This window comes from Streptomyces megasporus (genome assembly GCF_000718985.1).
Classification (GTDB): domain Bacteria; phylum Actinomycetota; class Actinomycetes; order Streptomycetales; family Streptomycetaceae; genus Streptomyces; species Streptomyces megasporus.
The window spans coordinates 33,989-54,435 of record NZ_JODL01000022.1; the positions used below are offsets into that span (position 1 = coordinate 33,989).

Below are 20,447 nucleotides of genomic sequence, written 5' to 3' on the forward strand. Positions count from 1 at the left end.
TTCGTCCGCGACCATGCCTCACCGCTCCGGCCTTTCCCGGCAGGCGGTGCAGAGCGTACGCCGGCGCGAACACCGTGTGACGCTCTTGGGTCATTTCCCCGCCGCCTTCCGCCGTCGGTCCGCCGCTCCGGTGGGGAGCGCTCCCAAAAGCGCTCCTCCGGGCCACCGGGCGCGGGGGGCGCTCGGGCCCCCTTGACCGTCAAGTGCCCTTCCCCACATGTTGGTTGCATATGCGCCAGCCATGTTCGCCACCGTGTTCCACACCGCCCGAGGAGGCGTCGGCCCATGCCGAACACCACGGCCCCGAGCACCACGGCCCCGAACACCACGACCGGAGAACCCGTCGGGCAGGACGGACTCGCACGGCGGGTGGCCCTGCTGGAGATCCCCTTTCCCGGCGCCGTCAATCCCGATGTCGAACGCGCTCGGGCGCACACCCTCCGCTGGCTCCGCGATGTCGCGTTACTCCGGGGTGAGTCGGCGTTCGAGGAGTACGACGCGCTGCGGCTGGAGCGGGCGATGGCCCGTTTCTACCCCCGGGCCACGGGCGAGGATCTGATGCTGGCCACCGACGTCAACGGCTGGTTCTTCGTCTTCGACGACCAGTTCGACGGCCTGCTGGGCCGGCGCCCGGACGACGTCGCCCGCCTCCTGGACTCCCTGACGGCCGTCATGGACGAGGTCCGGCCCCCGGCGGGAGCGTCCTCCAACCCGCTGGTGGAGAGCTTCCGCGACCTGTGGAGCCGCGTCAACGACGGGATGCCACCGGTATGGCGTGAGCGCTTCAAACGGCACTGGCGCGGCTACCTGCTCGCCCACCACCAGGAGGCGCTGAACCGTTCCGGGAGCGCCCTGCCCACCCTGGCGGAGTTCCTGGCCGCGCGGCGCCACTCGATCGGCATCCAACCCTGTCTGGATCTGGCCGAGCGCTGCGGCCGGTACACCCTGCCGCCACAACTGCACGGCGGCTCCCCGCTGAAGGAGATGCGTCGGATCACCGACGACGTGGCGATCTTCGTCAACGACATCGTCTCGCTGGACAAGGAACTGGCCGTCGGCGACGTCAACAACACCGTCATCCTCCTGCACCGGACCACGGGGCGCACGCTGGAGGAGTGTGTGCGGGAGATCTGCGCCGCCGCCAACGAGCGCGTCGTCCGCTTCCGGGAACACGCCGCGAGCCTGCCCGGCCTGCTGGCCGCGTCCGGCGTCCCCGAGGAACTGCGGGCCTGTGTGGAGGACTACGTCGACGGCATGCGCAACGTCATGCGGGGCAACCTCGACTGGTCCCTGGAGAGCCGGCGCTACGACGCCACCGGGGTCGCCGCCGTCAGCGACGGACGACGACGGCCGTGGGCCGGGCTGCTGTCCGCCCCGGAGGACGGCTGACGGCACCCGGTACCGTACGCCGTCGTGACGGCGGAACCGGTGGTGGACCTGTGGCGGGCCGGACTCGACCGCGTGCCCGAGGAGGTGTGGGAGCACCGGGAGGCGCGCACGCTGATCCTCGCGGACAACGCCCTGACCTCGCTCCCCGCGGACATCGGCCGACTGCGGCGCCTGCGCACCCTGGACCTCGGCCACAACGCCCTCGTCTCGCTCCCGGAGGAGATCGGGGAGCTGACGGGTCTGGACCGCTGCCTGTACCTGCACGACAACCGGCTCGCGAGGCTGCCGCGCTCGCTGGGGCGGCTGGGCGAACTGGCGTACCTGAACGTCGGGGACAACCCGCTCGTCTCACTCCCGGAGGAGATCGGCGGCATGGTCGGGCTGGTCGAGCTGCGGGCGCAGCGCTGCGGGCTGCGGGAGCTGCCCGGGTCGCTCGGACGGCTCACCGCGCTGCGGGAGCTGTGGCTGCGCGGCAACACGCTGACCGCCCTGCCCGGCGGCGTCGCCGGGCTGCGGGACCTGCGGGAGGTGGAACTGCGGGAGAACGCGCTGGAGGAGGTGCCCGAGGCGCTGCGCGGCCTCCCCCTGCTGCGCCGTCTGGACCTGCGCTCCAACCGGCTGCGGGAGGTCCCCCACTGGCTCGCGGAGCTGCCCGCGCTGGAGAAGCTCGACCTGCGGTGGAACCGCGTCCACCCGGCGCCGCGCCTGTTGGACGCACTGGCCCGGCGCGGCTGCGTGGTGCTGTGCTGAGAACGGTGAGAGTGGTGCCTGGGTGACACCGATGGTCGCGAGGTGATTACGGGGCGTGCGTTGCCTTGTGCCGTGAGGGTTGACAGCGCGAGCGTCCGGGAAGAGAGTTTCAGCATTTTCCCGCTCCACCGAAAGATACTTTCCCACGTCCCGCGTACGTCCCAAGGGGGTCGCACGGCATGACCGATTCCGCACCCGGCCGGGGCATCGGCCGACGACAGCTCGGACTGAGAGCGCTCGCGCTCGGCGGTGGCCTGGCCCTGGCCTCGGCCCCCGTCGCGGCGGCCCGCGCCGCGACGGACTCCCGTGCCGGCGCCCCCGGCTCCGTGGGCGGCCCCGCGCCCGTGCTGCGCCGCGGCTCCGCGCGGCGGGCGGGGCTGCTGGAGGAGCACCTGCGGCGGCTGGTGGAGGACGCCAGGGGCTTCCTCGGCCCCTCCCCCGAACACCCCTGGTACGCGGGCGCGGTGCTGCTGGCCGGACGCGGCGGCACCGTCGCCCTCCACGAGGCCATCGGCCACGCGGTGCGCTACTCCGCCTACGACGAGACCACCGACACCGGCGTCGAACTCCCCGCCGACCGGCAGGTCCCGGCGACCCCCGACACGGTCTACGACCTCGCCTCCGTCTCCAAGCTGTTCACCGCGATCCTGGCCGTCCAGCAGATCGAGCGCGGGGCACTGGAGTTGGAGGCGACCGTCGCCTCGTACCTGCCGGAGTTCGGCGCGGAGGGCAAGGCCGGCATCACCCTGCTGCACCTGCTCACCCACACCTCGGGGCTGGCCGCCTGGATCCCGCTGTACGCCGAACCCACCCACGCCGACCGGCTCCGGCGGCTGTGGCGCGAGAAGCCGTTGGACGCGCCCGGCACGGTCTACCGCTACTCCGACCTGAACCTCATCGCCCTCCAGTTGGTGCTGGAGAAGGTCACCGGCAGGACGCTGGACACGCTGCTGCGCGAGGAGATCACCGAACCGCTGGGCATGCGGTGGACCCGCTACAACCCGCCCGCCTCCTGGAAGCCGCGCATCGCCGCCACCGAGGACGCCCGCCGCCCCTGGTCGGGCCTGGACCGCGGCATGGTGCACGGCGAGGTCCACGACGAGAACGCCTACTCCTTCGGCGGGGTCGCCGGACACGCCGGGGTCTTCTCCCGCGCCTGGGACTTGGCCGTGCTCTGCCGGACCCTGCTCAACGGCGGCGCGTACGGCCGCGTCCGCATCCTGTCCGAGGAGTCGGTGGACCTGCTCTTCCACGACTTCAACGCCGACTTCCCCGGCAACGAGCACGGCCTGGGCTTCGAGCTGTACCAGCACTGGTTCATGGGGGCCATGGCCACCCCCGAAACGGCCGGGCACACCGGGTTCACCGGCACCTGCCTGGTGCTGGACCCCACCACCGACACCTTCCTGGTGCTGCTGGGCAACTCCGTCCATCCGATGCGCTCCTGGCGCTCCGGCAGCGCCCCGCGCGTGGCGGCGGCCGACCACCTGGCCCGAGCCGTCCCGGTGCGTCCCGCCGACGGGCGCGGCGCCTGGTTCTCCGGGATGGCGAACGCCGCCACGGCCACCCTCGCCCTGCCCGAGGTGACACCGCGCGGCGAGGACCCCCGCCTGCGCTTCTCCGTGTGGTGGGACACCGAACGCTCCTGGGACGTGCTGCGTCTGGAGGCGTCCGGCGACGGCGGGAGCACCTGGGAGCCGGTGCCGTTCACCACCTCGCGCCGCGGCGCCGATCCGGTGGAGCGCCCGGAGGGGACGCTGTACGGCTACTCCGGGCGCCTGTGGCACCGGGCCACGGCCGACCTGGGCGCCTGGCGCGGCCGGGCGGTGCGGCTGCGCTGGCGGTACACCACCGACACCCGCTACGTGGGGCGCGGCGCGTACGTCGACGAGATCCGGATCGAGGACGACGGGCGCGTGCTCTTCGACGACTCCCGCCGAAGGGACGCGGACCGCGTCGTCCCACAGGGCTGGACGGCCTCGGCGGACTGACCCCGCCCTGCCCCCCACAGTGCCCGCCCCACCATGCCCGCCGGGCCTCGGCCGGTGGTCTTCAGGCGCCGTCCTCCAGGCGGCAGCCCGGCGCCGCCACCCGACGGTACAGCTCGGCGGCCTCGGCGCTGCGACCGAGCCGCTCCAGACAGTGGGCCTCGTCGTTGCGGCTGGTCAGCGCGTCGGGGTGGTCCGGACCCAGCACACGGGCGCGGTCCCGCGCGACCTGGTGGAAGAGCTCCAGGGCCTCCTCCCAGCGCTCCAACCGGACCAGGGCGTGGGCGACCTCGTGGCGGCTGGCGAGGGTGTCGGGATGGTCCGCGCCCAGTACGCGGGCGCGCTCGGCGGCCACCGCGCGGTGCGCCTCCACCGCCTCGTCCCACCTGCCCAGCCGCCCCAGGCTCAGCCCCGCGCTGTGCCGGTGGGCGAGCACGGCCGGCAGGTCGGCGGGCGGCCCCGACGGGTCCGGCGTCCGGCCGGGCACCGTCCACGGCCCGCTGAGGGCGCCGGGGTAACCGGGGGAGACGGGACTCGCCGGGCGGCCGGCGACGGCCTTGGCGCCGGTGCTCATCCCGTGGGCCCACCGCGGGGTCCGGGGAGGCGGGAGCGGCTGCGCCGCCCACTCCTCGGCCGGGCACGCCGAGCGGCGGGCGACGGCGGTGCGGTGACCGAGTTCGGCCGCGTCCTCGGGCCGCTCGTCGGGATCCTTGGCGAGCAGGTCGAGGATGATCCGCTCCAGCTCCTCGGGGAGGTCGGGGCGGAGTTCGCGGGGCGGACGCGGCTCGGTGTCGCTGTGGCCGATGAGGACGCCCCAGGCGTCGTCCAGGTCGAAGGGCGGCGCGCCGGTGGCCGTCTCGTACAGCACGCAGCCGAGGGAGTACAGGTCGCTGCGGTGGTCGAGCGGGGCTCCGGCGATCTGCTCGGGCGACATGTAGTGCGGAGTGCCCATGGTGACGCCGTCGCCGGTGAGTTTGGCGGTGAAGCCGATGTCGTGGCCGAGCCGGGCGATGCCGAAGTCGCATATCTTCACCGTGCCGTCGACGGTGCGCATCACGTTGGCGGGCTTGAGGTCGCGGTGGACGATGCCCCGGTCGTGGGTGTAGGCGAGGGCGGCGGCGACCTGCTCGGCGATGTCGAAGAGGTCGGGGACGGGCAGCGGCCGGTGGTCGTTCCGCTCCAGGAGCTGGCTGAGGTTGTGCCCGTCGAGCAGTTCCATCACCAGGTGGAGCACGCCGTCGTGCTCGCCGAAGTCGTGGACCACGGTCACCCCGCGGTGCTGGAGCGAGGCGGCGACCCGGGCCTCGCGGCGGAAACGTTCACGCAGCGCCGTCACGGACCGGGGGTCGGTCTGCCGTCCCAGCGGTTTGAGGCACTTGACGGCGACCTCGCGGCCCAGCGACTCGTCCCGCGCCCGCCACACCTGACCCATGCCACCGCGGCCGACCAGGTCGAGCAGCCGGTACCGGCCCTGGAGCAGGGTGTCCTTCTCCATCGCGCGCCACCGCCCCCTCTCACCCGATGCCCCGATGCCGCCCCCGGCCCGCCCAGTATGAGCCCTTTCCCCACGAACCGTTAAGGCGGTGGGGCCGTGTCGGAATGTGCCGGGGTGCACCGGAGCGCCGTCGGAAGGTGCCGTACGCGGGTTTCGACGCCCACGGAAGCGGCAACAGCGAGGGGAATGTCGTCTCCTCTGCGCGCACGCGGCACCCGGGCCGGCTTCCGACTGCTCGCCCGGCTGCGCCGGGCCCCGGCCTTCCACCCCCAGGGGCTGATCTGCACGGGCGAGGTGGTGGTCCGGGGCGGCGCCGACGCGCCTTGGGGCGTGCCCTGGATGGACGAGCCCGGTCGCCACGCCTGCGCGGTGCGGCTGTCGCGCGGGGCCGGGCTGCCGACGCGGCTGCCCGACTGGCTGGGACTGGCCGTGCGGGTGGTGGACGCGGGCGGCCCGGGCCGGCATCTGGATCTGCTGCTGACCTCCGCCTCCCGCCTCCCCGTGCTCCGCCACCTGCCCCTGCCGCGCGGTGACGCGCTGGGCGGTCCGTACTCCGTCCTGCTGCCGTACCGCGTCGGCGGACGTCGCATGGTGATCGGCGCCTTCCCGCGCCGCCGCCTGCGCCCGGTCCACGGCGCCCCGTCCGCCGTCCGGCGGGCCCTGGAGGAGAAGCCGCTGGTGTTCGACCTGCGCGCCGCCGCCCCGCTGGGCCGGTGGCGGACCTTCGCCGTGCTCACGGTCGGCTCGCCGCTGCCCGAACCGCCGGAGGCCACCTTGGAGTACGACGTCTACGGCCACAGCCTTCCGGGGCTGGCCCCGGGACCGGCCCTGGAGACGGTACGGCGCGCGGCGTACAGCGGCTCGCGCCAGGGCCGCCGTCGAGCGCCGGCCGGACGGGCCGTTTCTCCCTCGGCCTCGGGGGTACTCCGAACCGGCCGGTATTCCACCCGAACGCGGAGATGATGACGATGGCCAGGACAGGCCCGAGCACCACCGGTACGGCACGCGGATCGGCACTGACCACCGCCGCCAAGATCGTGGCGCTGATCTTCCTGGGTGTGGGAATCCTGGGGTTCATCCCCGGCATCACCACGAACTTCGGCGACATGACGTTCGCCGGACACCACTCGGACGCCCACCTGCTCGGCATCTTCAAGGTGTCGGTCCTGCACAACCTGGTCCACCTCGCCTTCGGCATCGCCGGACTGGCACTGGCCCGCAGCATGGCCGGAGCCAAGGCGTTCCTGATCGGCGGTGGTGTGATCTACCTGCTGCTGTGGCTCTACGGGCTGATCATCGACAAGGACAGCGCCGCGAACTTCGTGCCCCTGAACACGGCCGACGACTGGCTGCACTTCCTGCTGGGGGTGGGCATGATCGCCCTCGGCACGGTCCTGAGCCGCCGCCCCTCACCCTCGACGGCCTGACAGGGGCCCGGACACCGGTGGGGCGGCCGTGTGGCCGCCCCACCGGGCGCCGTCGGGCGTCCGACTCGTCCCCGGAACGCCACATCCACCGGCACATCCACCGCCACACCCGCCGGACCGCCACCGCGCCCGGTGGGAGACGGGAGGTCTCCCATGACATCCGCACCGCCCGCGGGGACCGCCGAGATCCTCTTCGTCGGCAACGCGACCCTGCTGATCCGCTACGGCGACCTGACGCTGCTGACCGACCCCAACTTCCTGCACCGGGGTCAGTACGCCTACCTGGGCAAGGGACTGCTGTCGAAGCGGCTGGTCGATCCCGCGCTGTCGATCGACGAGCTGCCGTCCGACCTGGACGCGGTGATCCTGTCCCACCTGCACGGCGACCACTGGGACCGGGTCGCCCGCCGCCGACTGCCCCGCTCGCTGCCGATCGTCACCACCCCGCACGCCTCCCGGCGTCTCCAGGGGCTGCACGGATTCAGCCGCGCGACCGGCCTGCCCACCTGGCACGACCACGTCCTGCTCCGCGGGCACAGCCAGGTCCGCGTCACCGCCCTGCCCGGCCGGCACGGTCCGGGGCCCGCCCGCTTCCTGCTGCCCCCGGTGATGGGCAGTCTGCTGGAGTTCGGCGATCCGGGCGGGCCCGTGCGGCTGCGGATGTACATCTCGGGCGACACGCTGATGTTCCCCGGGATCGAGGAGATCGCGCGCCGCTGCCCGGACATCCACCTGGCCGTGGTCCACCTCGGCGGCACCACTCTCCCCGGCGGGCTGCTGGTGACCATGGACGCGCTCCAGGGCGCGGATCTGGTCTCCACGCTGCGCCCGCGCCGCGTGCTGCCCGTGCACTACGACGACTACGGCGTCATGAAGTCCCCCCTGTCGGACTTCCTCCGGGAGGCCGGACGGCCGGGCTTCCCCTCCGGCGTGATCCCCTGCGCCCGCGGCGAGCGGGTCACCGTCGACGCGAACGGCCTGGTCGAAGCGGTCGGGGCCGGTTCCGTCTGACGGGCCGCGGGGCGGGCACACGAGTGGACGGACGCGGACGGGCGTGCGCGGAGGAGAGTCGCGCGCGGTGGCCGAACGCGTCGTCCGAGCGCGTTGTCCGATGCGGAAGACACGGAAGGAAGGCGCACAGGTGCCGAGCACGATCACAGCCGAGCACGTACGGGAGCTGCTCCGCTCCTCCGACCCCGATCCCCGGCTGGTCCTGCTGGAGGGCCGGGCTCGGGTCGTCCCCGCCGCCGAGACGGGCACGGACCGCTGGCGCGGAGCCGTGGAGGTCGTCTCCCGCGACGACCTCGCCGGCCGGCTCGGTCCCGACGAGCCCTCCGAGCGGGACCTGGAGACGCTGGCGGCGCGGCTGGAGGCCGTGGTGTCGGAGCTGGGCGCCTGACCCGGAGCCGGCCCACCGCCGCCCCGGCCTCGACCCCGGCCCCGGCCCCGGCCCACCGTCGTCCCGCGCTTCCGGGCGGCTCCCGCTCGGCGGGCGCCGTTCAGGGGCGCGGGACTCGTACGGCCAGGGCCAGGGTGTCGTCGGGGTGGAGGATGATGGTGTGCATGTCCTCGGCGATCGCGCCGGGAATGTCCGCTATGGGCTTGTCGGCGTGGCGGCGGGCCGCCTCGATCAGCCGCTCCTCGCCCTCTCGGGGGTCGCGGCGGCTCTCGGTGAGCCCGTCGGTGTAGAGGACGAGCAGGTCCCCCGGCGCCATCGTCGTGTGCAGTAGGCGCTCGCTGCCCGCGAGCGGGTAGCCGATGCCCCGGCCGCGCGCCTCCAGGTATCTCGGCTCGCCCTCGGCGGGCAGCAGCAGGGCGGGCGGGTGACTGCCGTTGGCCAGGTACAGGTCGCCGGTTTCGGGGTTGACGCGGGCGAGCAGCACGGTGGACATCAGCTCGCTGTCGAAGGGCATCAGGATCTCGGCGGTCCGGGCGACGATCGACTCCAGCGGGTGCCCCTCCAGGGCCAGGGTCCGCACCGCGTGGGTGACGTTGAGGGCGCCTCGGGTGCTGGTCACACCGTGGCCGAGGGCGTCGACGACGGTGATGTGGACGGTGCCGTCGGGCAGTTGCAGCCAGTCGTAGAGGTCTCCGCCGGTGGGCGCGTCGGTGCCGGCCGGCGCGTAGTGGACGGCCATCTCCAGGCCCTCCACCTCGATCGGCGCGGGCCGCAGGGCGTCCTCCAGCTCGCGCAGGGTCTGGCCGTGGGCCTTGCGCAACTGCTCGTCGCGCTCCTCCAGTTGGACGTAGAGCGCGAGGGTGCCCCGGTTGGTCTCGGCGAGTTCGTGCTTGAGCCTCCGGTGTTCGGCGGTGAGGACGTCGATACGGGCCAGCGCCGCCCTCAACTCCTGCTCGACGGCCCGCAGTTCGGAGGAGGCGGACTCGTCCGCGGGCCGCGGCACACCTCCGTTGGGAGACGGCCGCGCACCGGCCCCGTCGGACGGTTCGAGGAGCGGCACGCGCCAGGTGGCCGCACCGTTCTCGGTGAACTCGACGGGCAGGGGCAGGTTCGGGAGTTCACGGTCGGTGTCGGCGGCCCGGAGGGTGTCGAGCGTGACGGCGAGGTGCCGTGCCATGCCCTCCGGCTCCTGTTCGACGGAGGTCTCCAGCCGTACGGGCCGTCCCGCCGCGAGTTCGGTGCGGGCCAGGTCCGCCGCGGACAGCACCAGGCGTGCCCTGGTCTCGACCGGCAGCCGGTGAGAGCGGGCGATCCCGCGCACGGCCCGGCGGAGGCTCGGCAGCGTGTGGTGGGAGGAACGGTGGGGGGTGTGGTTGTCGGTTGTCATGAGACCTCTACATCGCCCGGACGGTGAGCACGGTGGCGTCGTCGCGGGTGCGCCGGTGGCCGTGGGCCAGGGCGGCGGCCAGCAGGGGCGGGGGGAGCCGGAGGAGGAAGGTGGACGGGGAGTGCGACCACCGGGACTCGATGCCGTCGCTGTGGAGGGCGAACGCCGTGCCCGGTGGCAGGGAGAGGGTGCGGACCCGTGGGGTGGGGATGTTCCAGCCGACGATGCCCGGTTGGCCGGCCAGCCGGTGGAGCACGTCCCCTCCCGAGAACGCCACGGCGCGGATGTTGCCGACGCCGCAGTACTCGGCGCGGTCGGGACGCAGGCGCAGGACGCCGGCGGCGGCGCCGCGGGTGTGGCGCAGGCTGCGGTGCAGCGAGGTCAGGATGTCGTCCAGCGGCCGGTCGGGGGCGGTGTGGAAGGAGCGCAGGGCCGACCGGGCCGCCTCGGCGGCCGCGACACCGTGCCCCAGGCCGTCGACGACCAGCCCGGTGAGCGCGTCGCCGGTCTCGGCCACGGCGCAGGCGTCGCCGCAGTGCCGCTCGCTCTTGGCGGGCAGGCACACCGAGCCGGTGTCCCACCGTCGGGACGGGGGCTTGCCCGGCGGGGAGAGCCGTGCGCAGACCAGCGTTCCGAAACCGGCCCGGGTGCGGATGGTGAACTCGGTGGCGATCCGGCGCACCGCGCCGAGACCGGCGCCGAGGGAGCCCGTGGCGGTGGTGTAACCGTCGGCCATGGCACGGTCGAGATCGCCTATGCCGGGACCGCGGTCCACGGCGACGATCTCCACCCCGGTGCCGAGCCTGAACGGTTGGACGTACACCGTCCCGTCGACGGCGTGCTTGTCCAGATTGCCGGCCAGCTCACTGGCGAGGACCGCCGCCTGGTCGGGCATGGAGCCCGGCAGTCCGCACCGCAGCGCGCGGTCACGCGCCGCGGTGGCGGCCAGGTGGATCGCGCTCTCGTGGTCGATGCGGATCTCGTCGGTCAGGCCCTCGGTGTCGAAGGACGATCGGGTCACTGCGTGGTCCAGCGGGTCGCGCGGATCGTGGTGCCCTTCCCCGCCTCGGTGCGCACCTCGAATTCGTGCATGAGGCGGCGGGCGCCTCCCAGTCCATGGCCCAGGCCGGCGCCGGTGGTGAATCCGTCGGTCAGGGCCACCTCCACATCGGGGATGCCCGGCCCGTCGTCGTGGACGATCAACCGGATCCCTCTGCGGCCCGCCTGTCTGGGAAACTCGATGGTCACCGTGCCCCCACCGCCGTGGATGTAGGCGTTACGCGCCAGTTCGCTGGCGGCGGTGACGACACGAGTCTGGTCCACCAGCCCGAACCCGACCTCGACGGTCGCCGCCCGCACCGCGTGGCGGACGGTGATGAGGTCCTCGTCGTTGCGGACGGGGTGCGTGACGGGGGTGTCGCCGCCGCGCGGGGCGTCACTCCCGGCGGTCGCGGGAGGAACCGTCGGCGCCGCGGTCGTCCGTTCACCCGAGAGTTTCACGTCGATTCCCCCCTTCCGGGGGCCGGGGAGCATGGCGCCAGCCCAGTGCGACCATTCCCTGCTCCGCGTTCAACGCGGTCTCCACCCCCGCGAGTTGGAGCCCGAGCTCGGCGAGGGTGATCGCCACGGGGGGCCGCATGCCGGCCACGATCACCCGTGCGCCCAGCAGCCGTGCCATGGTGCTCAGTTCCGTCAGGGTGCGCGCCACGAACGAGTCGATGATCTCCAACCGGGAGATGTCGATGAGCACCCCCTTGGCCCGCTCGGCGGCGATGCGCTCGGTCAGCTCCTCCGCGAAGGCGGTCGCCGCCTTGTCGTCGAGCTCGTTGATGAGCCCGGTGACCAGCACGTCACCGAGCCTGATGATGGGCACGTCCATGGGCCGGGAGTCGGTCATCGGTTCGTCGGTGCTCCGGCGGTCGGCGATTCCTGGCCGGTCATCTCGACCGCGGCGGCCAAGGCGTCGGCGAGGGTGGCGCGGGTGAGGATGGTGGACAGGTCGATGCCCAACTGGGCGATGGTCTGCGCGATGGACGGGCGGACGCCGCTGATGAAGCAGTCCGCGCCCATCAGCCGGACCGCGTTGACGGTCTGCATCAGGTGCTGGGCGACGGCGGTGTCCACCGTCGGCACCCCGGTGATGTCGATGATCGCCACTCGGGCCTCGTGGGTCTGGATGGACTGGAGCAGGTTCTCCATCACCACCTGGGTGCGCGCGGTGTCCAGCGTGCCGATCAGCGGCACGGCCAGGATCTGCCTCCACAGGTGCACCACGGGCGTGGACATCTCCAGCAGTTGGCGGCTCTGCCGCTGGATGATCTCCTCCCGACGCTCGACGTAGGCGCTGAAGGAGAGCGCGGCGGCCTCGTCCAACAGCCTGTTGATCATCAGCGCTGCGGGGAACATCTCCCGCGGGTCGAGGTTGTCCCGTTGCACGGCCTCCAGCACGGCGTCCTTGAGGGCCAGGATGGCCAGGGACGTGGCTGTGGGGTTCGCGCCGCTGCGCTCCCTGCGCAAGGAGAGCTCCATCACCGCGTCGCGCAGGTCGTGGTGGGCGTCCACCACGCTCTCCATGCCGTGCTCGCTGTTGTTCAGCGCTCCGCCGAGCAGGACGATCAGGGAGTCGGCCTCCTCCCGGAGTTCCCCCTCGCCGATGTCGATGGCGGCCCGCTCCCGCTGCAGCTGGACCCACCGGTCGGCGATCTCGTCGCCGCGTTCCCGCAGCGCCCTGGTCAACCGGTCTCGCACGGCTGCTTCGCTGGCGTTCACCACAAGCCCTCTCACAGTCGTTCGTCGCCGGCCCACGCCCTTCGCCTCGGCGCCCGGCTGGATGTGCGGGGACGAGGAGCCGGCATCCAACCGGTACCCATCGTCCCTTTTGTTGCTGTCCGGCAAATGTTAACAGCGGCCGGACGAGCCGGAGTGTGCCCCAACTCACGGCACGTCAGGCACCGATGACGCTCCCCGGCTTCCCGAGGCCTTCCCAGAAACCGGCGTCTGATGCGGATTCCGCGACGGTTTCCACGCGGCGACCGTGCCACCTCCCCACACTCTCCCCACCGACCATCGCACACGGCCCTCCGCCACGGGCCTCCGGGCGGGGTTCCCCGACGGCCACCGGGTGCGCGTGCCGCGGGGACGAGGCGGGCACGACGCCCCTACACCGGTGGTCCGCTCCCGTTCGTCCCCTCCCGACGCCACGGAACCACCCCGTCCACGACGCTCCGGAAACCCTCCAACCCCTCGACGAGCGCTTGGCGGGCGGCCGGGGACATCGCCGCTATGGCCGCCAGGAGGGCCTTCTCCCGCACCTCGCGCAACTCCCGCAGGTACGTTCTGCCCCGGTCGGTCAACCTCAGCTCCAGCTCCCGCCGACTCGCCGGGTTGGGCGCGCGCTCCACCAACCCGGCGGCCTGGAGTCGGTCGCACAGGCGGCTGACCGACGACGGGGCCGACCCCAACGCCTCGCCGAGCGTGCGCAGATTGATGCCCTCGTCGCGATCGAGGACGTACAGCACCCTCAACTGCGAGGCGGAGACGGGCACGGGCGACGCGGCCTCGCGCCCCCGCTCCCACAACACCTCCAGAAGCTCGGTCACCTCCGACGCCGCGCGCGCCGCGTCGTCGGGGCGACGCGGGGAGGGTTCGGGGTTCACGCCCCCAACTGTGGCATTCCGCGTTCGCGTTGTCAGGCCGCGGACCGAACGGTGCACGCTGTCCCTTGTCGGTTTCTCCATATCACGGAAGACGGTCGCGGCACGGTGGACGGATTCGGACGGATCCACAGCCGTGGCACACGCCCGCGCGATGCCCCCGCGGACCGCCGGACGCGGTCCGCTCCCCACCGAAGCGGTGCCTCGGGGCATCCGCCGCGGGCCTGCCGCCGGCCGATCGCGCGACGACCGTACCCCGGCCCGGGCCCCTCACCTCGCCCGGACCACCCCGACCCGCCCGGTCGCCACGTCGGGCGACGACATCGACACCGACACCGGACACCCGGATACCGACACCGATGGTGGCCACCGCCGCCCCGCCACCCATCGGCCCCGCCGACACCGCATCCCGAGTCCGCTGTACTCTTCCCCCTGCGACCGGGCCGCCTCCCCCATCAGGCGCGGAGTACCTCGGCCCCCACATAACCGGAAGGCAGAGAATCGGTGTGCACATGCCACACCGGGGCATCAGCACTTCCGGAGCAGAGTCGAGGACCGAGCGGAGGTGTTCACCGTCGTGCCGATGCCGGCGCCGTGCCGGCGCGTCCGGCGCGCCCGCGCCATCGCCGTGTGCGCCCCGGCGGCAGCCGACCCGCGTCCACCGTCGACCACGACACGCCCGTCCCCACACACGGACGATTCCCTCCCGCACGTCTTCGCCACTCCAGGGGTGGTCCCTCCGTGACCGAAAGCGAATACCCTCACACCGGGCGGGAAGACCCGGAGCCCTTCGTCCACTCCGCACTGTTCTGCCGAACCCTCGAGGAGTACCTCACGGGCGCGGCCGGTTTCGTCTCCACGGCCCTGCGGGCGGGCGAGCCCGTGCTCGTCGCCGTCCCCGGCCCCCGGCTGCGGCTGCTGCGCGAGCGCCTGGACTCCGACGCGCTCTCGGCCGACCATCTCACACTCGTGGACATGACCGACTTCGGCCGGAACCCCGGCCGCATCCTGGCCGGCTTCCGGGACTTCGCCGACCGGCACGCCGACCGTCCGGCCCGCATCGTGGGGGAACCCATCTGGGCGCGACGCTCCCCCGCCGAGATCGTCGAGGCCACCCGGCACGAGGCGCTCGTCAACGCCGCCTTCACCGGCCGCGCCGCGACGGTCCTGTGCTTCTACGACGCCTTCGAGCTGCCCCGGTCCGTGTGCGACGGCGCGCGGCGCACCCATCCGGTCCTGTGGGAGAACGGCGTGGCGGGGACCAGTCCGGACTATGCCGGGCCCGCGGCCGTCAACGCGGACTGCGACGCCCTGGCCCTCGCTCCCCCGCCCGCGAACGCCCGCACCTTCGCGTTCGCCACCGGTGATCTGGGCGAGGTCCGCCACCACGCGGACACCTGGGCCCTGGAGGCCGGGCTGGACACCCCGCGCCGGGGCGACTTCGTCCTGGCGGTGGCCGAGGCCGCCGCCAACTCCCTCGCCCACGGCGGTGGACGCGGCACCCTGCGCCTGTGGGTCGACGGCTCGTCCTGCGTGGCCGAGGTCACCGACCACGGCCGGCTCACCGACCTGCTGGCCGGTCGCCGCCGTCCGACCCTGGACTCCGCCAACGGCGGACGCGGCCTGTGGATGATGCACCAGCTCTGCGACCTGGTCGAGACCCGCGCCACCCCCACGGGCCTGACCGTACGACTGCACCTGACCCGCCCGGCGGGCTCCGCCCGCGCCTGACCGGACGGGTCCGGCGTGGCCGTCACCGGCCGACCCTCGTCGCCCCTCGTCGATCGAGGTGCGGGGGCTATTCGGGCCAAGCGGAGTTCCTGACGACCTCGACGAAGTCGCCGCGGACGAATCCGGGCACGTAGTGCGCGAGCACGTCGGCCTTGACGTTGCCGAACGTCGTCTCGGGGCGGTCCTTGACGCCCTCGGTGAACGCGGCCAGGATCCGGTTCTTGAAGTCCGGGCGGGGGTGGGCCTCCAGCACGGCCGCGCGCTGCTCGTCGGAGACCGCGTCGTAGCCGATGCCCAGGACGTCCAGTTCCACTCCCCGGGTGACCAGGGCGATCTCGGGGGCCATGTGCAGCGGGATCTCCGGCGTGGTGTGCAGGGCGATCGCCGCCCAGACCCGGTCGGCCTCCTCGCCGGTGATGCCGTGGGCGTGCAGGAACCGCCGCGCCTCGTCGGCACCGTCGATCTCGAAACGCTGGTCGGTGCGGCGGAACCGCTCGGTCAGCCCCAGGTCGTGGAACATCGCTCCGACGTACAGCAACTCCGGATCGAACCGAAGTCCCTGTTCACGCCCGCGCAGCGATCCCCAGAGGAACACGCGCCGGGAGTGGTCGAACAACAGCGGCGAGGCCGCCTCACGGACCAGTTCGGTCGCCTCCCGCGCCAGGGCGCTGTCCGGGATCCGCACGCCCGCGATCGACTCGCTCATGCTCTCTCTCCACTTCCTGGTCTTCCGGGCCTTCCAGGCCTTCCGGGTTTTCCGGGTCTCGACCTGTCCGAACCTCCAGGGTCGCCGAGCACGTACCATGGCGCCATGTCCTTCCTGACAGAGAAACCACAGATTCGGACATGACGCATCGCGTGGGCTTCGTGGTGTTCGACGGTGTGACCCTGCTGGACGTCAGCGGCCCCGCGGAGGTCCTGCACCATGCGAGCCGGCTCGGCCACCCCTACGACCTGGTCCTGATCTCCGCACGCGGCGGGGAGGTCAGGACCTCGACCGGGATGCCGCTGAGCGGCACCGTGACGGCGGCCGAAGCCGGCCGGCTCGACACGGTGCTCGTGGCCGGAGGCGACCGCCTGACCGAGCGACCGATGGACGCGGAGCTGCCGGCGACGGTCCGCACCGTGGTCACACGGGCGACGCGGGTCGCCTCGGTGTGCACCGGCGCTTTCGTCCTGGCCGAACTCGGCCTGCTCGACGGGCGCCGGGCGACCACTCACTGGCGGCACGCCGACGCGCTCGCCCGCCGCCACCCCCGGGTGCGCGTCGAACCGGACGCCATCCACGTCCGGGACGGGCGGTTCGTCACCTCCGCGGGCATAAGCGCCGGCATCGACCTGGCCCTGGCCCTCGTCGAGGACGACCACGGAGCCGACGCGGCCCGCCGCATCGCACGCGAACTGGTCGTCTTCCTACGACGTCCGGGCGGACAGTCGCAGTTCACCACGGCCACCACCCCGCCCGCGCACAACGACCTGTTGCGCACCCTGATCGATTCCGTGCTGGCCGACCCGGCCGCCGATCACGGTCTGCCGTCCATGGCCCGCGCCGCGGCCGTCAGCCCCCGACACCTGACCCGGTTGTTCCACGCCGAGCTGGGCACCACCCCCGCCCGCTGGGTCGAGCGGGTCCGTCTCGACCACGCCCAACGGCTCCTCCTCGACGGGCACAGCGTCACCTCGGCGGCGCGGCACAGTGGGTTCGGCAGCGACGAGACCCTCCGCCGCGCCTTCGTCCGCCACCTCGGCGTCACCCCCACCGCCTACCGTCAACGCTTCGCCACCACCGGCACGGTCCGGGCCTCCAGCGCCGCCGACCGCGCCGAGGCGTGACCGCACGCCCCGGCGCGCCGAGCGTCAGCGACGCGCCTTCGGGGCCCGGACCACCGCCACGGGGCAGGGCGCGTGGTGGAGGACGGCCTGACTGACCGACCCCAGCAGCAGCCCGGCGAACCCTCCGCGGCCCCGCGCCCCGACCACCAGCAACTGCGCTTCCTCGGCGGCCTCGATCAGCGCGGGACGGGTGTAGGCCTGCACCAGACGGCGGTGCACGGTGACGTCGGGGTACTTCGCCTGCCAGCCGGACAGCGCCTCGGCCATCGTCCGCTCCTCCTCGTCCCGGAGCATCTCGACGTCGTAGACGAGGGGCAGCGGCTCGGCGGGGCTGCCGATCGGGCCGGTCCAGTTGTTCCAGGCGCGCAGGGCCACCAGGTCGACGCCTCGCAGCGACGCCTCGACGAACGCGAACTCCACCGCGGCCTCGCCCTCCGGGGAGCCGTCCACTCCGAGCAGGACGTGCCCCTGGGGGTCGGGCCTGCCGCGCACCACCAGGACCGGGCAGCGGGCGTGCGCCGACAGGTGGACGGCGGTCGAGCCCAGCAGCAGACCGGTGAACCCGCCCAGCCCTCGGCTGCCGACCACGACCAGCGCGGCGTCGCGTGACTGCTTCTCCAGCACCGTCAGCGGCTCGCCGGTGACGAGGTCGCCGGCGACCTCGACCCCCGGTTCGGCGGTGCGCGCGTGCTCCACCGCCTCGGCCACCAGGCGTTCGGCCATGTTGCGCAGTCCGCCCTCGGGCGGGCCCGCCGGCGACGGCCCCAGCGGCACGTTCGCGACCGGCCACAGGAAGGCGTGCACCACCCGCAGCCCCACCCCGCGCAGCCGTGCCTCGCGGGCCGCGACGGCCACCGCGTCCAGGCTCGATCGGGAGCCGTCCACTCCCACCACGACCGGTCCGTTCGCCATGGTTCTCCTCTTTCCCGTCCTCGCCGCGCACGCCGCGCGCCATCCGCGTCTTCTCGTTCTTCCTCACCTTCCCGCCGTTCGCCTCCGCAGGCACAGGGCCGTTCGGCCCTGTTTCCGGCCTCGATCGCGTGAACCGCCGTATGAACCGCTTGGCACACTTTTCTTTGGTCCGGCGTCCACCTGCCGCGTTTCCGTCGCACGTCCGCGCGGTGTGGGGGTGGCCCGGGGCGCGCTCGCCGCGATACTGGGTTCCTCCCGACAGCGCGACAACTCCCGGGGACGGAATCACCCGTTCCCTGATGCCCGGTCAGTAGAGTCGGCGGCGGACCACCGGAGCCGCCGGAGCCGCCGATCCTCCCGGAGGTAGTCATGAAGATGCTGATCAACGTGCCGGAGACAGTGGTGGCGGACGCCCTGCGCGGCATGGCCGCCACCCATCCGGATCTGACGGTCGACGTCGAGCGTCGGATCGTGTTGCGCCGGGACGCGCCGGTGGCGGACAAGGTGGGCCTGGTCTCCGGGGGCGGGTCGGGGCACGAGCCGCTGCACGGCGGGTTCGTCGGTCCGGGGATGTTGGACGCCGCCTGTCCGGGCGAGGTGTTCACCTCTCCCGTTCCGGATCAGATGGCGCGGGCGGCGGCGGCCGTGGACAGCGGTCGGGGTGTGCTGTTCATCGTCAAGAACTACACGGGTGACGTGCTCAACTTCGACATGGCCGCCGAGTTGGCCGAGGACGAGGGCGTGCAGGTCGCCAAGGTGCTGGTCGACGACGACGTGGCGGTGAGCGGCAGTACCTACACCACGGGGCGGCGCGGCACGGGCGCCACGCTGTTCGTGGAGAAGCTGGCGGGCGCGGCGGCCGAGGAGGGCGCTCCGTTGGAGCGGGTGGAGGCGATCGCCCGGCGGGTCAACGAGTCCTCCCGCAGTTTCGGCGTCGCGCTGGGCGCCCCCACGACCCCGGCCAAGGGCGGTCCCACCTTCGATCTGCCGGCCGGGGAGTTGGAGCTGGGCATCGGCATCCACGGCGAGCCGGGGCGCGAGCGGCGCGGCATGATGACCTCCGGGGAGATCGCCGATTTCGCGGTGGACGCGGTGTTGGAGGATCTGCGTCCGGAGGGGCCGGTGCTGGCGTTGATCAACGGCATGGGCGCCACCCCGTTGTTGGAGCTGTACGGGTTCGCCGCCGAGGTGCACCGTGTGCTGGCCGAGCGTGGTGTGCCCGTGGCCCGTGCGCTCGTCGGCAACTACGTCACCTCGCTCGACATGGCCGGCTGTTCGGTGACGTTGTGCCGGGCCGACGAGGAGCTGCTGCGGCTGTGGGACGCGCCGGTGCGCACCCCCGGGTTGCGCTGGGGCATGTGAGGCGGGCGCCCGGGCAGGAGCACCGGAGTCCGAGGACACCGACAGAGGGGACCGTGGTGACCGTCGCACTGGACGCCGATTTCTTCCACCGCTGGATGTCCGCGGTCTCGGCCGCCGTGGACCGGGAGGCCCAGCGGTTGACCGAGCTGGACTCCGCCATCGGCGACGCCGATCACGGTTCCAATCTGCGGCGTGGTTTCGCCGCCGCCGTCGCCTCCCTGGACGAGGAGAGGCCCGACACGCCCGGGGCGGTGCTCGCCCTTGCCGGCCGCCGGTTGATCTCCACTGTCGGCGGCGCCTCGGGCCCGCTGTACGGGACGCTGCTGCGGCGCGCGGGCAAGGCCCTGGGCGACGCCGGGACGGTGGACGCCGCGCGGCTGAGGGAGGCCCTGCGGACGGGGGTGGACGCGGTGGCGCAGTTGGGTTCGGCGGCGCCGGGCGACAAGACGATGTTGGACGCGCTGTATCCGGCGGTCGAGGCGTTGGGCGAGTCGGGCGAGGACTTCGAGGCGGCGCGCGGGGCCGCCGAGGAGGGCGCGTCCGCCACCGTGCCGATGCTCGCCCGCCGGGGGCGGGCGAGTTATCTGGGTGAGCGCAGCATCGGGCATCAGGACCCCGGCGCCACCTCGTCCGCGCTGCTCTTCGCCGCGCTCGCCGACACCGCCGGGGCCGTGGCGTCCGGTGACGACGGGGAGGCGGCGTGAGCGCGGATCGGGAGGAGAGGCCGCTGGTCGGTGTCGTGCTGGTCTCGCACAGCAGGCAGGTGGCCGAGGCGGTGGCCCACATGGCTCACGGTCTCGCCTCCGGTGGCCCTTCGGTCCCGGTGGCGCCGGCCGGGGGCACCGGGGAGGGCGGGCTGGGCACCAGTTCGGAGCTGATCATCGAGGCGGCGCGCCGGGTGGATCGGGGTGCGGGCGTCGCGGTGCTGGCGGATCTGGGCAGCGCGGTGTTGACCGTGCGGACGCTGCTCGTCGAGGGCGATCTTCCCGAGGGCGCCCGGCTGGTGGACGCCCCGTTCGTGGAGGGCGCGGTAGCGGCGGTGGTCACCGCCTCGACCGGGGCGGATCTGGAGGCGGTGGCGGCTGCCGCGACGGAGGCGTACGAGTACCGCAAGGCGTGAG

General features: G+C 73.2%; 21 protein-coding genes. 12 read left to right on the plus strand and 9 right to left on the minus strand.

Annotation, left to right across the window (positions count from 1 at the left end; all coding sequences use genetic code 11):
- Nucleotides 1–285 precede the first annotated feature (285 nt).
- From IF47_RS0118665 to IF47_RS0118675, 3 genes are all read left to right on the plus strand, one after another.
- Nucleotides 286–1,389 (plus strand): isoafricanol synthase, encoded by a 1,104-nt coding sequence (locus IF47_RS0118665; protein WP_051717860.1) that lies wholly within the window; start codon nt 286–288, stop codon nt 1,387–1,389.
- A 24-nt stretch (nt 1,390–1,413) separates the two neighbouring features.
- Nucleotides 1,414–2,139 carry a leucine-rich repeat domain-containing protein gene (locus IF47_RS0118670; RefSeq protein WP_425423618.1) on the plus strand — a complete coding sequence of 242 codons (726 nt, stop codon included), beginning with the start codon at nt 1,414–1,416 and terminating at the stop codon, nt 2,137–2,139.
- 179 nt (nt 2,140–2,318) lie between these two features.
- Entirely contained in the window at nt 2,319–4,130 is a 1,812-nt protein-coding gene (locus tag IF47_RS0118675) for a serine hydrolase domain-containing protein (protein ID WP_031509989.1), read from the plus strand.
- A 61-nt stretch (nt 4,131–4,191) separates the two neighbouring features.
- Here the strand turns inward: IF47_RS0118675 and IF47_RS31940 are convergent, their stop codons facing one another.
- Entirely contained in the window at nt 4,192–5,622 is a 1,431-nt protein-coding gene (locus IF47_RS31940; protein WP_051717861.1) for a protein kinase domain-containing protein, read from the minus strand.
- A gap of 186 nt (nt 5,623–5,808) precedes the next feature.
- Here IF47_RS31940 and IF47_RS0118685 point away from each other — a divergent pair, with 186 nt between their 5' ends.
- From IF47_RS0118685 to IF47_RS0118700, 4 genes are all read left to right on the plus strand, one after another.
- The gene (locus IF47_RS0118685) at nt 5,809–6,585 is read left to right on the plus strand and encodes a hypothetical protein (protein WP_051717862.1); all 777 of its coding nucleotides are present in this window, start codon (nt 5,809–5,811) and stop codon (nt 6,583–6,585) included.
- Between the two features lie 5 nt (nt 6,586–6,590).
- Entirely contained in the window at nt 6,591–7,049 is a 459-nt protein-coding gene (locus IF47_RS0118690) for a DUF4383 domain-containing protein (protein WP_245641164.1), read from the plus strand.
- 153 nt (nt 7,050–7,202) lie between these two features.
- Nucleotides 7,203–8,060, plus strand: a complete 858-nt coding sequence (locus IF47_RS0118695; protein ID WP_037732920.1) for an MBL fold metallo-hydrolase — start codon at nt 7,203–7,205, stop codon at nt 8,058–8,060.
- A gap of 130 nt (nt 8,061–8,190) precedes the next feature.
- Nucleotides 8,191–8,448, plus strand: a complete 258-nt coding sequence (locus IF47_RS0118700) for a hypothetical protein (RefSeq protein WP_031509994.1) — start codon at nt 8,191–8,193, stop codon at nt 8,446–8,448.
- Between the two features lie 100 nt (nt 8,449–8,548).
- On the opposite strand, the gene IF47_RS0118705 is transcribed toward IF47_RS0118700, so the two are convergent.
- From IF47_RS0118705 to IF47_RS0118730, 6 genes are all read right to left on the minus strand, one after another.
- Entirely contained in the window at nt 8,549–9,835 is a 1,287-nt protein-coding gene (locus IF47_RS0118705) for a PP2C family protein-serine/threonine phosphatase (protein WP_031509996.1), read from the minus strand.
- Nucleotides 9,836–9,842: 7 nt separating this feature from the next.
- Nucleotides 9,843–10,856, minus strand: coding sequence for a SpoIIE family protein phosphatase (locus IF47_RS0118710; protein ID WP_037732922.1), 1,014 nt, complete (start codon nt 10,854–10,856; stop codon nt 9,843–9,845).
- On the minus strand, nt 10,853–11,335 hold the full coding sequence (locus IF47_RS0118715; protein WP_037732923.1) for an anti-sigma regulatory factor: 483 nt from the start codon (nt 11,333–11,335) through the stop codon (nt 10,853–10,855). Before IF47_RS0118715 ends, IF47_RS0118710 begins: the two co-directional genes overlap by 4 nt.
- Complete coding sequence (locus tag IF47_RS0118720) at nt 11,319–11,732, minus strand: STAS domain-containing protein (protein WP_031509999.1); 414 nt, start codon at nt 11,730–11,732, stop codon at nt 11,319–11,321. The genes IF47_RS0118715 and IF47_RS0118720 overlap by 17 nt, the downstream gene beginning before the upstream one ends.
- Complete coding sequence (locus tag IF47_RS0118725; RefSeq protein ID WP_031510000.1) at nt 11,729–12,604, minus strand: STAS domain-containing protein; 876 nt, start codon at nt 12,602–12,604, stop codon at nt 11,729–11,731. Before IF47_RS0118725 ends, IF47_RS0118720 begins: the two co-directional genes overlap by 4 nt.
- Before the next feature lie 389 nt (nt 12,605–12,993).
- Complete coding sequence (locus IF47_RS0118730; RefSeq protein ID WP_051717863.1) at nt 12,994–13,491, minus strand: MarR family winged helix-turn-helix transcriptional regulator; 498 nt, start codon at nt 13,489–13,491, stop codon at nt 12,994–12,996.
- A 738-nt stretch (nt 13,492–14,229) separates the two neighbouring features.
- On the opposite strand from IF47_RS0118730, the gene IF47_RS0118735 reads away from it, so the two are divergent.
- Nucleotides 14,230–15,219, plus strand: coding sequence for a sensor histidine kinase (locus IF47_RS0118735; RefSeq protein WP_031510002.1), 990 nt, complete (start codon nt 14,230–14,232; stop codon nt 15,217–15,219).
- Nucleotides 15,220–15,286: 67 nt separating this feature from the next.
- On the opposite strand, the gene IF47_RS0118740 is transcribed toward IF47_RS0118735, so the two are convergent.
- Nucleotides 15,287–15,925 (minus strand): HD domain-containing protein, encoded by a 639-nt coding sequence (locus IF47_RS0118740; protein ID WP_031510003.1) that lies wholly within the window; start codon nt 15,923–15,925, stop codon nt 15,287–15,289.
- 140 nt (nt 15,926–16,065) lie between these two features.
- Between IF47_RS0118740 and IF47_RS0118745 the strand changes: the two genes are divergently transcribed.
- Nucleotides 16,066–17,052: a GlxA family transcriptional regulator gene (locus IF47_RS0118745; RefSeq protein ID WP_037732925.1), complete on the plus strand. Its 987-nt coding sequence runs from the start codon at nt 16,066–16,068 to the stop codon at nt 17,050–17,052.
- Between the two features lie 24 nt (nt 17,053–17,076).
- On the opposite strand, the gene IF47_RS0118750 is transcribed toward IF47_RS0118745, so the two are convergent.
- Nucleotides 17,077–17,964 (minus strand): universal stress protein, encoded by an 888-nt coding sequence (locus IF47_RS0118750; RefSeq protein ID WP_031510005.1) that lies wholly within the window; start codon nt 17,962–17,964, stop codon nt 17,077–17,079.
- A gap of 369 nt (nt 17,965–18,333) precedes the next feature.
- Between IF47_RS0118750 and dhaK the strand changes: the two genes are divergently transcribed.
- The 3 genes from dhaK (at nt 18,334) to dhaM (ending at nt 20,446) form a co-directional block, all read left to right on the plus strand.
- A complete protein-coding gene (gene dhaK, locus IF47_RS0118755; RefSeq protein ID WP_031510006.1) occupies nt 18,334–19,326 on the plus strand; it encodes a dihydroxyacetone kinase subunit DhaK in 993 nt (330 codons plus the stop codon).
- A 95-nt stretch (nt 19,327–19,421) separates the two neighbouring features.
- Entirely contained in the window at nt 19,422–20,030 is a 609-nt protein-coding gene (dhaL, locus tag IF47_RS0118760; RefSeq protein WP_037732935.1) for a dihydroxyacetone kinase subunit DhaL, read from the plus strand.
- Nucleotides 20,027–20,446, plus strand: a complete 420-nt coding sequence (gene dhaM, locus IF47_RS0118765) for a dihydroxyacetone kinase phosphoryl donor subunit DhaM (RefSeq protein WP_031510008.1) — start codon at nt 20,027–20,029, stop codon at nt 20,444–20,446. The genes dhaL and dhaM overlap by 4 nt, the downstream gene beginning before the upstream one ends.
- Nucleotide 20,447: the final 1 nt, after the last annotated feature.

Coding starts and splice junctions, on each gene's coding strand:
- IF47_RS0118665 (WP_051717860.1), top strand. CDS start 286: ATGCCGAACACCACGGCCCCGAGCACCACGGCCCCGAACACCACGACC.
- IF47_RS0118675 (WP_031509989.1), top strand. CDS start 2,319: ATGACCGATTCCGCACCCGGCCGGGGCATCGGCCGACGACAGCTCGGA.
- IF47_RS31940 (WP_051717861.1), bottom strand. CDS start 5,622: ATGGAGAAGGACACCCTGCTCCAGGGCCGGTACCGGCTGCTCGACCTG.
- IF47_RS0118685 (WP_051717862.1), top strand. CDS start 5,809: ATGTCGTCTCCTCTGCGCGCACGCGGCACCCGGGCCGGCTTCCGACTG.
- IF47_RS0118690 (WP_245641164.1), top strand. CDS start 6,591: ATGGCCAGGACAGGCCCGAGCACCACCGGTACGGCACGCGGATCGGCA.
- IF47_RS0118695 (WP_037732920.1), top strand. CDS start 7,203: ATGACATCCGCACCGCCCGCGGGGACCGCCGAGATCCTCTTCGTCGGC.
- IF47_RS0118705 (WP_031509996.1), bottom strand. CDS start 9,835: ATGACAACCGACAACCACACCCCCCACCGTTCCTCCCACCACACGCTG.
- IF47_RS0118720 (WP_031509999.1), bottom strand. CDS start 11,732: ATGACCGACTCCCGGCCCATGGACGTGCCCATCATCAGGCTCGGTGAC.
- IF47_RS0118740 (WP_031510003.1), bottom strand. CDS start 15,925: ATGAGCGAGTCGATCGCGGGCGTGCGGATCCCGGACAGCGCCCTGGCG.
- IF47_RS0118745 (WP_037732925.1), top strand. CDS start 16,066: ATGACGCATCGCGTGGGCTTCGTGGTGTTCGACGGTGTGACCCTGCTG.
- IF47_RS0118750 (WP_031510005.1), bottom strand. CDS start 17,964: ATGGCGAACGGACCGGTCGTGGTGGGAGTGGACGGCTCCCGATCGAGC.
- dhaK (WP_031510006.1), top strand. CDS start 18,334: ATGAAGATGCTGATCAACGTGCCGGAGACAGTGGTGGCGGACGCCCTG.
- dhaL (WP_037732935.1), top strand. CDS start 19,422: ATGTCCGCGGTCTCGGCCGCCGTGGACCGGGAGGCCCAGCGGTTGACC.